At 62.8% G+C, this 11832-nt stretch carries 11 protein-coding genes; 8 read left to right on the top strand and 3 right to left on the bottom strand.

Annotated features, from left to right (window positions below; genetic code table 11):
- Positions 1-98 precede the first annotated feature (98 nt).
- The 7 genes from phnL to phnE (JN279_RS09970) all read left to right on the top strand — a co-directional run bounded on the left by phnL (position 99) and on the right by phnE (JN279_RS09970) (position 6719).
- Positions 99-806 (top strand): phosphonate C-P lyase system protein PhnL, encoded by a 708-nt coding sequence (phnL, locus tag JN279_RS10000; RefSeq protein ID WP_096450352.1) that lies wholly within the window; start codon positions 99-101, stop codon positions 804-806.
- Positions 803-1420, top strand: coding sequence for a DapH/DapD/GlmU-related protein (locus JN279_RS09995; protein WP_096450354.1), 618 nt, complete (start codon positions 803-805; stop codon positions 1418-1420). Before phnL ends, JN279_RS09995 begins: the two co-directional genes overlap by 4 nt.
- An 87-nt stretch (positions 1421-1507) precedes the next feature.
- Positions 1508-2218, top strand: coding sequence for a DUF1868 domain-containing protein (locus tag JN279_RS09990; protein ID WP_096450356.1), 711 nt, complete (start codon positions 1508-1510; stop codon positions 2216-2218).
- Positions 2219-2452: 234 nt separating this feature from the next.
- Positions 2453-3310 (top strand): phosphonate ABC transporter ATP-binding protein, encoded by an 858-nt coding sequence (gene phnC, locus JN279_RS09985; RefSeq protein WP_202352649.1) that lies wholly within the window; start codon positions 2453-2455, stop codon positions 3308-3310.
- Positions 3311-3412: 102 nt separating this feature from the next.
- On the top strand, positions 3413-4321 hold the full coding sequence (gene phnD / locus JN279_RS09980) for a phosphonate ABC transporter substrate-binding protein (protein ID WP_096450360.1): 909 nt from the start codon (positions 3413-3415) through the stop codon (positions 4319-4321).
- Positions 4322-4376: 55 nt separating this feature from the next.
- A complete protein-coding gene (gene phnE, locus JN279_RS09975) occupies positions 4377-5348 on the top strand; it encodes a phosphonate ABC transporter, permease protein PhnE (RefSeq protein WP_096450362.1) in 972 nt (323 codons plus the stop codon).
- Positions 5349-5351: 3 nt separating this feature from the next.
- Positions 5352-6719, top strand: coding sequence for a phosphonate ABC transporter, permease protein PhnE (gene phnE, locus JN279_RS09970; protein WP_096450364.1), 1368 nt, complete (start codon positions 5352-5354; stop codon positions 6717-6719).
- Positions 6720-7068: 349 nt separating this feature from the next.
- On the opposite strand, the gene JN279_RS09965 is transcribed toward phnE (JN279_RS09970), so the two are convergent.
- The 3 genes from JN279_RS09965 to JN279_RS09955 form a co-directional block, all read right to left on the bottom strand.
- Complete coding sequence (locus JN279_RS09965; RefSeq protein ID WP_096450366.1) at positions 7069-7920, bottom strand: sugar phosphate isomerase/epimerase family protein; 852 nt, start codon at positions 7918-7920, stop codon at positions 7069-7071.
- Between the two features lie 219 nt (positions 7921-8139).
- Complete coding sequence (locus tag JN279_RS09960; protein WP_202352648.1) at positions 8140-9327, bottom strand: Gfo/Idh/MocA family protein; 1188 nt, start codon at positions 9325-9327, stop codon at positions 8140-8142.
- A gap of 149 nt (positions 9328-9476) precedes the next feature.
- On the bottom strand, positions 9477-10532 hold the full coding sequence (locus JN279_RS09955) for a sugar phosphate isomerase/epimerase family protein (protein ID WP_096457935.1): 1056 nt from the start codon (positions 10530-10532) through the stop codon (positions 9477-9479).
- A gap of 401 nt (positions 10533-10933) precedes the next feature.
- Between JN279_RS09955 and JN279_RS09950 the strand changes: the two genes are divergently transcribed.
- Positions 10934-11821 carry a sugar phosphate isomerase/epimerase family protein gene (locus JN279_RS09950; RefSeq protein ID WP_096450370.1) on the top strand — a complete coding sequence of 296 codons (888 nt, stop codon included), beginning with the start codon at positions 10934-10936 and terminating at the stop codon, positions 11819-11821.
- The last annotated feature ends 11 nt before the right edge of the window (positions 11822-11832 follow it).

Genomic DNA, 11832 nt, shown 5'->3' with positions numbered 1-11832 from the left:
GCAGAGACGCTGCTGATCTCCCCCCTTGAGGGGGAGATGCCTGGCAAGGCAGAGGGGGGCGGCGCCCCGCAAACGAACGACAATTGGAGAACCTTCTGATGCCGACGCCCCTCGTTGTTTCCGACGTCGCCAAGAGCTTCACCATGCATCTGCGCGACGGCATCAAGCTGCCGGTCGTCGCCGGTGTCTCGTTCTCGATCAAGGCGGGCGAATGCACCGTGCTCGGCGGCCCGTCCGGCGCCGGCAAGAGCTCGATCCTGAAAATGCTCTACGGCAACTATGCTGTCGACGAGGGCCAGATCATCGTCAGGCACGAGGATGGACTGATCGATCTCGCCCATGCCAGCCCGCGTACCGTGCTTGCCGTTCGCCGGCAAACGATCGGCTATGTCAGCCAGTTCCTGCGCACCGTGCCGCGCGTCTCGGCGCTCGACGTCGTCGCCGAACCGCTGGTCGAGCGCGGCGAGGAGCGCGAGACCGCCAGAGGCAAGGCACGCGCCCTGCTTGCGCAGCTTAACCTGCCGGAAAAACTCTGGGCTCTGCCGCCAGCAACCTTCTCCGGTGGTGAGCAGCAGCGCGTCAACATCGCGCGCGGCTTCATCACCGAGCACCCGATCCTGCTGCTCGACGAGCCGACCGCCTCGCTCGACGCCACCAACCGCGACGTGGTGATCCAACTCATCGCTGCCAAGAAGGCGGCGGGCGTTGCCCTGCTCGGCATCTTCCACGACCATGACGTGCGCGAGGCGGTGGCCGACCGCATCATCGACGTCACCGCCTTCGCTCCGGGAAAACTCGCGGCATGACCAGGAAACTGTCGGAAACGCCGTTGGTCCACCCGACGGCGGAGGTGCACAATTCGACCCTTGGCCGCTGGACGGAGATCGCCGACCGCAGCCGAGTTTCGGAATCTGAACTCGGCGACTATTCCTACATGATGCAGGATTGCGCCGTCTGGTGCGCGACGATCGGCAAGTTTGCCAACATCGCGGCAAGCGTGCGCCTCAATGCCACCAATCACCCGACCTGGCGGCCGACGCTGCACCACTTCACTTACCGCGCCTCGGACTATTGGGACGACGCCGAGCACGAGAGCGAATTCTTCGCCCAGCGCCGCGCCAAGCGCGTCACCATCGGTCACGACACCTGGCTCGGCCACGGCTCGACCGTCCTGCCCGGCGTCACCGTCGGCGATGGCGCGGCAGTCGGCGCCGGCGCGGTTGTGTCGAAGGATGTCGCGCCCTACACCATCGTCGCCGGCGTGCCTGCCAAGCCGATCCGCGAGCGCTTCGACCGCCGCACCGCCGAACGCTACCAGGCCCTTGCCTGGTGGGACTGGGACCACGCCAGGCTGCGTGCTTCGCTCGATGATTTTCGCGAGCTTTCGGCCGAGGCATTCCTGGAGAAATACGAGGGATAGTTCCTCACGTCATCGTCATCAGGGGAGCCTGTTCACATCTCTGACACAGGACTCGGACAGGACGCCATCTCCCCCAAGGAGATCGCCATGCTCGACACCGTCAGACCCTCGCTTGCCGGATTCTTTGCCGGCTCCAATCCGATGCCGCCAGTACATCTCGGCACGCGCTACGACACCTCAGGCAATTTCCTGACCGAGCCCGGCAACACCGTCGTCAGTCATCTCGTCGGCGGTTCGCCGTCCAAGGCCGTGGTGCTTGCGGTGCGCGAGAAGATGCTGGCGATGCCCGACGCCGACCGGCTCGCCTTCACGCCCGTCTCCAGCCTGCACATGACGCTGTTCCAGGGCATTATCGAATATCGCCGCCGCTTGCCCTACTGGCCGCATGACGTACCGCTCGACACCGGCATCGACGCCATGACCCGCCTTTATCTGGAACGCTTGAAGGGGTTCAAAGGCTTCGGCCCGTTCAACATCAAGGTGGTCGAAGTCGTGCCGACCGGTCTCACCGTTGCCGGCGCCACGGACGAGGATGTGCGCATCATGCGTCAATGGCGCGATGCGCTGGCGGTGCCTTTCGGCTACCGGCACCCCGATCACGACACGTACGTCTTCCACATCACCTTCGCCTATCAGATCCAGCGTCTTGCGGATGACGGGGCAGCGGCGTGGGAGGCGCTGTTCGACGATTGCCTGGCGCTTTTCGCAAGGCAGGCGCCGGTGATCGAGATCAAGCCGCCCGCCTTCTGCGCTTTCCGCGACATGAAGCATTTCGAGGAATTGCTGGTGTTCGGCTGATTGTCCGCAAGGCGCCAATGCATGTCGCCCGAAAGTGACCCTCGGTTTTGGGAGAACGACATGCATAAAAACAAAGACCTGAAGCGCGTCGCACGAATTCGTTTCAGCGCGACGCGCTTCGGCGGCCAAGCCTGTGGAGCGTAACAAAACTGACATGCTGGCGACATGGCAGGTTCATGTGGCTGCGCTAGGCGAATGCCTGACGATCAATAAGGTCCGGACTGGAACCTGCCTATGTCAGCAAGCTCTGCCACGCTCGAAATCCGCGGTGTCAGCCGACGATTTGGCAAGAACACCGCCGTCAGCGACGTCAACATCTCGATCCCGCAGGGTCAGATGGTCGGCGTCATTGGCCGTTCGGGCGCCGGCAAATCGACCCTTCTTCGCATGATCAACCGTCTTGTCGACCCCAGCCAGGGGTCGATTTTTTTTGACGGCGCCGAAGTTTCCCAGTTGCGAGGCTCGCCGCTGCGGCGCTGGCAGCGCGACTGCGCCATGATCTTCCAGCAGTTCAACCTGGTGCCGCGCCTCGACGTGCTGACCAACGTGCTGCTTGGCAAGCTGAACCACCGGTCGACCCTGTCCAACCTGCTCGGCATATTCTCGCGCGCCGAATGCGCCGAGGCCGTCGCCGCGCTCGAGCGGCTCGACATCGCCCGCACCGCACTTCAGCCCGCCGGCACCTTGTCCGGCGGACAGCAGCAGCGTGTCGCCATCGCCCGCGCCCTGATGCAGCAGCCCAAGGTGGTCCTCGCCGACGAGCCGATCGCCTCGCTCGACCCGCTCAACGCCAAGGTGGTGATGGATTCGCTGCAGGACATCAATCTGCGCGAAGGCATCACCGTGGTCACCAATCTGCATACGCTGGATACCGCGCGCGCCTATTGCAACCGCATCATCGGTATGGCCGCTGGCAAGGTCGTCTTCGACGGCCCGCCCGAAGAGCTCACTCGTGAGGCCGTTCGCCTCGTCTACGGCGCCGACAGCAATGGCGCAGAGATATCGGAGGCCATCACCTCCACAAGCGTTGCCTTCAAGCAAAAGATCGCTGCATCCGCCGGACCGCTCGAACCTGCATTCCCAGGTTACTGAGTTCAAGAAAGAGCGGCTCGGATCGTCCGCCCGCGTCAAGGGCAATTGTCAAGATCAAGAACGCTGCCGGCGCGGGGCCGGAACTTACAGGAGAGACATCAAATGTTCAGGAAGATGGTTTTCAGCGCCGTTTCGGTGCTCGCCATGGCGACCAGCATGGCCCACGCCGCCGATCTGAAGGAATTCCGCGTCGGCATCCTCGGCGGTGAAAACGAGACCGACCGGCTGCGCAACTACCAGTGCCTGGCCGATCATCTGAAGACCGAATTCGGCTTCGAGAAGGTCTCGCTGTTCCCCGCCGCCGATTATGACGGCGTCATCCAGGGCCTGCTCGGCGGCACGCTGGACTTCGCCGAACTCGGCGCCTCCGGCTATGCCAGCGTCTATCTCAAGGACCCCAAGGCGGTCACCCCGATCCTCACCACCAAGCAGACCGACGGCTCGACCGGCTATTATTCGATCGGCCTGGCTCTGAAGACCTCGGGCATCACCGACATCAAGTCGGCCAAGGGCAAGAAGCTCGGCTACGCCGATCCGGATTCGACCTCCGGCTACCTGATCCCGCTGACCCAGATTCCGAAGACCACCGGCGCCTCGAACGAGACCTTCTTCGCTTCGACCCAGTTCAACGGCGGTCATGAGAACAACGTCCTGGCCGTGCGTGACGGCAAGGTTGACGTCGCGGTCGACGATTCCTCCGGCATCGGCGACTTCAAAAACGGCTACACTTCGGGTACCTTCCACAAGGAAGTCGCCAAGGGCGCCGTCGACCCGAACGACTTCGTCGAAGTCTGGCGTTCGGGCCTGATCCCGAACGGCCCGCTGGTCGTGCGTACCGCGCTCGGCGACGAGATGACCGCCAAGCTCACCGCTTTCTTCACCGACCTGCCGAAGAAGGACAAGGCCTGCTTCGAAGGCGTCGAAGGCGGCGATTTCACTGGCTACGTCCCGGTGAAGCCGGACTTCTACAGCGTCATCGTCGAAGCCCGTAAGGCAGCCATCGGCGGCTAACGGCGAAATCGGAAAGGGCGGTGCTGAAAACACTGCCCTTTTTGCATCTCCGATCATGACCCTTTCCGTGACAACCCCCTCGTTGACAGCCTCTTCTGGCGCCACCCACCCGATGGCCGATGCCTGGCGACGCCAGACGTCGCTGCGCAGATTCTATACCGTGCTCGGCGTCGGCCTGCTGCTCGCCGCGATGTTCGCCAGCATGTGGTTCGCCGACGAAGCCAATGCCGGGCATTTCTTCGACCGGCTGCCGCATATTCTGGATTTCTTGAGCTGGCTGGTCCCCAAGCACTGGAACGACGTCTGGCGGGCATTGTTCGACATTGCCTCGCCGCATGACACCGGCACCCAGGAATACAACTTCCCGCTCGGGCGCGTTTATGTCTGGGGCGGATTTTACATTCCCGAATATTTCGAGCTGATGCTGACCACGGTGAACGTGGCGCTGGTCTCGACCTTCATCGGCTTCACCTTCGCCGTGCCGTTTTCCTTCATCGCCGCGCGCAACCTGACGCCCCATCCGGCGCTGAGGCTGATCGTCAAGCGCTTCATGGAGCTGCTGCGCGCCTTCCCCGAAATCGTCATTGCGGGCCTGTTCGCGGCCATCGTTTCCATCGGCCCGATCGCCGCCATCATCGCCATCGGCCTGCATTCGATCGGCGCGCTCGGCAAGCTGTTCTACGAGATCAACGAAAACATCGACATGCGTGCCGAGGAAGGCTTGCGCGCGGTCGGAGCCAACTGGTTCGAGCGCGTGCGCTTCGCCGACCTGCCGCAGGTGCTGCCGAATTTCATGTCCTACACACTGCTGCGCGTCGAGATAAATGTCCGCGCCTCGACCATCATCGGCGCCGTTGGCGGCGGTGGCATCGGCGAGGAGTTGAAGCTCTCCATCTCGCGCGGCTTCGGCGCCAAGACACTGGCGCTGGTGCTGCTCCTGTTCACGACCATCTTCATCATCGACCAGTTCTCCGCCTGGCTGCGCCGCAAGCTGGTCGGCGAGCAGGCCTTTATGATGGGAGCGTGAACCATGACGACCATGACCGCCGAGGAGATACTGTCGATCGAGGAACGTTACCCCCAGGTGTTCCGGCGGCCGCTGTACAAGCGCTTCGCGCCGCTCTTCCTGTTCGTCGGCATCCTGACGTACCTCATCTATGTCCTATGGTTCTTCAGCCTGCCGCAAGTGCTGCGGGAATCGCACTGGGAGCGTCTGCCGCTCTTCCTCACACAATGGATCAGCTACGATCTACAGCCCGAGTTCCGCCTCGACCAGCCGGAGATCACGCCAAAATACCCGCGCTTTTCCGCGCTTGGCGAAAACCCCAACCCCGACTGGGTGATCAGGAACCCGGACGGCACCTTCACCGTGCTGATCGACGGTCCGGCGAAATCCGTCACCTTCGACAAGGCGCAGGCAACGATCGTGGCCAATGGCGAAACGGTGCCGGTTGCGCTGAGCAGCGGCAAGCCGGTGATATCAGGCCCGGTGCCGGACTGGATCACCGCGCATGACGACGAGGTGGTCGCCAAGATGGGCTTCGTCGGCGAGGTGCGCGTCACCGTCGACCGCGTCAAGGTGCGCAAGCGCTTCCTCGGCTGGGCGAATTTCGTCTTCGACACACGCTCGCCTTTCTTCGGCAAATCGGCCGGAGAAGTGGTCTCGCTGATCGTGTCCGGTCCTGAGCTGAAGCCGGGCACCTCGAACCTCGCGCTGGCCGGCGACAACATCTGGAACAACGCCCAGTGGCAACACGGCGACGTTTGGACGAAGCTTTTGCAGACCATCGTCATGGCGTTCCTGGGCACGCTGCTCGGCGGCATCGTCGCTTTCCCGCTTGCCTTCTTCGCCGCCCGTAACATCACGCCGAGCGGCGTGCTCAGTCAGGTCCTGAAACGCTTCTTCGACTTCATGCGCTCGGTCGACATGCTGATCTGGGCGCTGTTCTTCACCCGCGCCTTCGGCCCCGGTCCGCTGGCGGGCAGTGCCGCGATCTTCTTCACCGAGATCGGCACGCTCGGCAAAACCTACTCCGAGGCGCTGGAGAACATCGACGACAAGCCGCGCGAAGGTGTGTTGTCGACCGGCGCCAACGGCCTCCTGGTGCAGCGCTACGGCGTGATGCCGGAAGTGATACCGGTCTTCATCAGCCAGACGCTCTACCAGTGGGAATCCAACACCAGGGGCGCCACCATCATCGGCGCCGTCGGCGCCGGCGGCATCGGCCTGAAACTGTGGGAAGCGATGCGCACCAACTCCAACTGGGCCAACGTCTTCTACATGGTGCTGCTGATCCTGTTGGTCGTCTTCATCTTCGACAACATCTCCAACTTCCTGCGCCGCCGACTGAGCCGGACGATCCACGACTACAACAGGCTGCAGGCCGAGCACGGTTAACCTTGTGACCCACAGGCGCGGGCATCGCATAGTGCCGCGCCATGGTTCGACCCCCACTCCGTCGAGCTGCGCTCGACACCTCTCCCCCGATCGACGGGGGAGAGGAAAGGCGCCAGGCTGTCCGAGCCGACACCTGTCCTTCTAGGCCGAGGCTTCGAGCCACCAGGCTCCCTTTCCTCTCCCTCCGGAGGGGGGAGAGGTGGCTCGGCAAAGCCGAGACGGAGTGGGGGAACCACTCGGCAATCGCCGCGAACGCAAATAGAAAATGGACAAGGCTCAACATTGGCTCGCCTCGCGCCAAGGGTCGCCGACGCAGTCTTCTTTGCGTCACCCTCACCCGACCAGGGCGCTAAGCCGCCTTCTTCCACCCGTTCCTGATATGCTTGTACCCCTCCCGGTACACCGCCTCCGGCGTCTCCGCGAAATCGCGCCACACCTTCGTCGCCGCCGCCAGGTCCTTCAGCGACCGGCCAAACGACTCGATCGTCAGCCAGTCGTCATAACCGCTCTTGCGGATCGCCGCGAACGTCTCTTTCCATGGGATGTTGCCGCGCCCCGGCACGCCGCGATCGTTCTCCGATATGTGGATGTGCACGACATTCCTGCGATGCTTCGTATAGGCGCCGATCGGGTCGGCCTCCTCGATATTGGCATGAAAAGTGTCGTACATCGCCTTGATGTGTGGTCGGCCGACGGCATCGATGTGCTCCGACAGGTCCGCCATCGTGTTGAAGAGATAACATTCGAAGCGGTTCAGAGCCTCCAGCCCGATGGTCACGTTGCGCTTGCCGGCATGGTCGCCGATGGCGCGCTGCGAGGCGACGGAACGGTTCTTCTCGGCGGGTGTCGGCCCGCTGCCGGAAAAGGCGCCGAGCGTCGAATGCAGCGGCCCGCTAAGCGTCCTGGCGCCGAGCGCATCGGCGCAATCGACAGCCCATTTCATGTAAGCGATACCGGCCTTGCGCGTTGCCGCATCCGGCGAGATCAGGTTCATCGAGGGATCGCCCATCGCCGAGACCGCGGTCCGCTCCAGCCCGATGCGGTCGAGCAGGTCGCCAAGCTTTTTGTAGTCGTCTGGCGTGCCGGCGAAAATCGGTATCTCGACACCGTCGAAACCCGTCGCCTTGATGTCGCGAAGCAGCGGCTCGTGTTTTTTCGAGACGCTGGTCGTCCACAAGAACATGCACATGCCGATTTTCATCGACGCCCCTCCCCCATTTGATGGCGCGTTCTGGCTGTCCCCGCCAGCTTCGCGCAAACTCCCCCTCATCCGGCCGCTCCGCGGCCACCTTCTCCCCGAGGGGAGAAGAGATTTAGCGTTGGCGCCGGCACCTCCTCTCCCCTCGGGGAGAGGTCGGATTGCCCCGAATTGCCCTTTGCAATTCGGCTGGCAATCCGGGTGAGGGGGAGGCGCGCGCGACTACAGTTTCGTCCACGCTCCGTTCTTCTTCGACGACTTCACGCAGGCCTCGATGAAGGCCATGCCTTCGACGCCGTCGTGGATGGTCGGGAAGACGACATCCTTTGCCGGTTTGCCACCCTTCTTGCGCGCCGCGCGGATGGCGCGTGCAGCCTCCTGGTAGATGTTGGCGAAACCTTCGAGATAGCCTTCCGGGTGGCCAGATGGCACGCGGCTGACGCGGCCCGCCACCGGCAACGCCCCGGCGCCGTTGCGGGTGATCAGCTGCTTGGGTTGGCCGAACGGCGTGTACCAGAGATAGTTCGGATCAGCCTGCACCCATTCCAGCCCACCCTTCGAGCCATAGACGCGCAGCTTCAGCCCGTTCTCATGGCCCGGCGCCACCTGGCTGGCCCAGATCATGCCCTTGGCCGGATGCGTCTTGCCGGTGGGCTTGAAGCGCAGCATGACGTTGACATTGTCGTCGAGCAGACGCCCCGGCACGAAGGCATCAAGATCGGCCGACAGCGAATCCAGTTCCAGCCCAGAGACGAAGCGGGCGAGATTGTAGGCATGGGTGCCGATGTCGCCCAGCGCACCGCCCGCCCCCGCCTGTTTCGGATCACCGCGCCATGAGGCCTGCTTCTGGCCGGTGGCGGCGAGATCCTCGGTCAGCCAGTCCTGCGGATATTCCGACTGCACGATGCGGATGTCGCCAAGCACGCCCTTGGCCACCATTTCGCGTGCCTGCCGCACCATCGGATAGGCGGTGTAATTGTGGGTCAGCACGAACACCTTGCCGGTTTTCTCGACGACCGCGGCGAGCCTTTTCGCCTCGGCCAGTGTCGTTGCCAACGGTTTGTCGCAGATCACGTGGATGCCGGCCTCGAGGAAGGCCTTGGCAGCCGGCACGTGGACATTGTTAGGCGTGACGATGGCCACCGCCTCGATGCCGTCAGGGCGCTTGGCTTCGGCCTTGGCCATCTCGGCATAAGAAGCGTAGCTGCGGTCCGGATCGAGCCCGAGTTCGGCCGCCGAGGCCTTGGCGCGCTCGGGGTTCGCCGATAGCGCACCAGCCACCAGCACGAACTCATTGTCCAGACGCGCCGCGATGCGGTGCACCGCACCGATGAAGGCGCCTTGCCCGCCACCGACCATGCCATAGCGGATCGGGCCGCCTCCCGTTTCCGACTTCGATGCGCCGACCATGTTTTTTCTCCTGGCTGTTGCTCACCTCCCCCTTGAAGGAGGTCGATCCGCGCAGCGGATCGGGTGGGGTCGTAGAGGTGGAGCTCGGCCTGAACCGACCCACCCGGCCCTTCGGGCCACCCTCCCCTCGAGGGGGAGGGAAAGTAGCGCTAGATACCCATCATGGCGCGCAGCAGCTTCTTGTCCGTGGTGCCGCTGGCAAAATCGTCGAATGCCCTTTCCGTCACGCGGATGATGTGATGCTGGATGAAAGGCGCGCCTTCGGCCGCGCCGTCTTCGGGATGCTTCAGGCAGCACTCCCATTCCAGCACCGCCCAGGAATCATAATTGTACTGCGTCAGCTTGGAGAAGATGCCGCCGAAATCCACCTGCCCGTCGCCGAGCGAGCGGAAGCGGCCGGCGCGGTTGGTCCAGCTCTGATAGCCGGAATAGACGCCTTGCCGACCGGTCGGATTGAACTCGGCGTCCTTGACGTGGAACGCCTTGATGCGCTCGTGATAGATGTCGATGAATTCGAGATAGTCGAGCTGCTGCAGCAGGAAGTGCGACGGGTCGTAGTTGATGTTGCAGCGCTTGTGGCCGCCGACTGCATCAAGGAACATCTCGAAGGTCGCGCCGTCGAACACGTCCTCGGAGGGGTGAATTTCGTAGCCGACATCGACGCCATTGTCCTCATAGACATCGAGGATCGGCTTCCAGCGTTTGCCGAGTTCGCCAAAGGCCTCCTCGATCAGTCCGGCCGGCCGCTGCGGGAAGGGATACAGGTAAGGGAAAGCCAGCGAGCCCGTGAACGACACCGAAGCGTTCAGTCCGAGATTGCGCGATGCCTTGGCGCCGAACTTCATCTGTTCGACCGCCCATTTCTGCCGCGCCTTCGGATTGTTGTGGACCGAGGGCGGCGCGAAACCGTCCATCTGGGCGTCATAGGCCGGGTGCACCGCCACCAACTGCCCCTGCAGATGCGTCGACAATTCCGTGATCTCGACGCCGGCATCGGCACAGATGCCCTTCACCTCGTCGCAATAGGCCTTGGAAGAGGCCGCTTTTTTGAGATCGAACAGGCGCGCGTCCCAGGTCGGGATCTGCACGCCTTTGTAGCCGAGACCGGCGGCCCATTTGGTGATCGAGGCCAGCGAATTGAATGGCGCTGCGTCACCCGCGAACTGCGCCAGAAACAGTCCAGGGCCCTTCATTGTCGTCGGCATCGGCATCCTCCCTCATTGTGTCGCGACCAAGCATAGCGCCGATTGGAAGCAGGGCCAGCCATTTTGGTCTTTTCGCACCGGGCGCTTTGCAGGCACTGCCATTCTGGTATTACCAAATAGCGAAATTTGGTCAAGCCTAACAATGCACCGGCAAAGCCCTCGGCACATCTGAAGTATCGGCATATATCGCAATACAATCAATGGAGTAATTCGCACAAAAAGTTGCGCCTCTGCGCTTCTTGCCGTTCCAGGCAATTTGCTGTAGACCTCGCTTCAGGCCCAATTGGTCGAACCAGTTTGCGAGAAAAGGCTGGGGATGCCTTGGGGAGGAACCCTTGCGTCGCCTTTCGGCGATGCATGTCGCAGGCAAACCATACGGACGAATTTGGGAAGGACAGACCATGCATCTTTCGACGCACAACTGGATGCGTGCGGAGCCGTTGGAGACGACGCTCAAGCGCATCAAGAAGTTCGGCTATGAGTCGATCGAGATTTCCGGTGAGCCCGACCAGTACAAGACCAAGGAGACGCGGGCACTCTTGAAGGAGCATGGCATCCGTTGCTGGGGCGCGGTGACCTTGATGCTGGGCGAACGCAACCTTGCCGCCAAGAACCAGGGCCAGCGCGAGCGCTCGGTGCAGTACGTCAAGGACGTGCTGACCATGGTCAGCGAGCTTGACGGCGAGATCATCACGCTTGTCCCCGCGACCGTCGGCAAAGTGGTGCCGGACGGTACCGAGGAGGAGGAATGGAAGTGGGTGGTCGACGCGACCCGCGAGTGCTTCACCCACGCCAAGAAGGTCGGCGTCAAGATCGCCGTCGAGCCGCTCAACCGCTTCGAAACCTATCTGTTCAATCGCGGCGCCCAGGCGCTGGCGCTGGCCGACGCGGTCAGCCCCGAATGCGGCGTCTGCCTCGACGCCTACCACATCCATATGGAGGAATTTAACGTCCATGACGCCATCCGTCAGGTCGGAAAGCGCCTGTTCGACTTCCATGTCGCCGACAACAACCGCTTCGCCGCCGGCCTCGGCCAGATCGACTGGCCCAGGATCGTCGCCACCTTGAAGGAAGTCGGCTACGACGGTGCATTGACCAACGAGTTCGTCGCCCCGGTCGACCGCACGCCGGCAGCGCCCTATCCCGACATGGTCGAGCGCCACCCGGTCGATATCTCGCCTGAGCAGCTGAAGTTCATCCAGGACCACGGCTCCAGTGTGCTCACCGAAAAATTCTACACCGACCAGATGCGCATCACCGCCGAAACGCTGCTGCCGCTGATCAAGTAGTCGACGTCTGT

The sequence above is a fragment of the Mesorhizobium sp. 113-1-2 genome, from assembly GCF_016756475.1.
Classification (GTDB): domain Bacteria; phylum Pseudomonadota; class Alphaproteobacteria; order Rhizobiales; family Rhizobiaceae; genus Mesorhizobium; species Mesorhizobium loti_C.
This window is presented reverse-complemented; position numbering and strand designations above follow the sequence as displayed.

Excerpts from the sequence above, each read along its gene's own strand:
- phnE (WP_096450362.1), top strand. The coding sequence starts at position 4,377 with ATGACCCTTTCCGTGACAACCCCCTCGTTGACAGCCTCTTCTGGCGCC.
- phnL (WP_096450352.1), top strand. The coding sequence starts at position 99 with ATGCCGACGCCCCTCGTTGTTTCCGACGTCGCCAAGAGCTTCACCATG.
- JN279_RS09960 (WP_202352648.1), bottom strand. The coding sequence starts at position 9,327 with ATGGTCGGCGCATCGAAGTCGGAAACGGGAGGCGGCCCGATCCGCTAT.
- JN279_RS09995 (WP_096450354.1), top strand. The coding sequence starts at position 803 with ATGACCAGGAAACTGTCGGAAACGCCGTTGGTCCACCCGACGGCGGAG.
- JN279_RS09965 (WP_096450366.1), bottom strand. The coding sequence starts at position 7,920 with ATGAAAATCGGCATGTGCATGTTCTTGTGGACGACCAGCGTCTCGAAA.
- phnD (WP_096450360.1), top strand. The coding sequence starts at position 3,413 with ATGTTCAGGAAGATGGTTTTCAGCGCCGTTTCGGTGCTCGCCATGGCG.
- JN279_RS09950 (WP_096450370.1), top strand. The coding sequence starts at position 10,934 with ATGCATCTTTCGACGCACAACTGGATGCGTGCGGAGCCGTTGGAGACG.
- phnC (WP_202352649.1), top strand. The coding sequence starts at position 2,453 with ATGTCAGCAAGCTCTGCCACGCTCGAAATCCGCGGTGTCAGCCGACGA.
- phnE (WP_096450364.1), top strand. The coding sequence starts at position 5,352 with ATGACGACCATGACCGCCGAGGAGATACTGTCGATCGAGGAACGTTAC.
- JN279_RS09990 (WP_096450356.1), top strand. The coding sequence starts at position 1,508 with ATGCTCGACACCGTCAGACCCTCGCTTGCCGGATTCTTTGCCGGCTCC.
- JN279_RS09955 (WP_096457935.1), bottom strand. The coding sequence starts at position 10,532 with ATGCCGACGACAATGAAGGGCCCTGGACTGTTTCTGGCGCAGTTCGCG.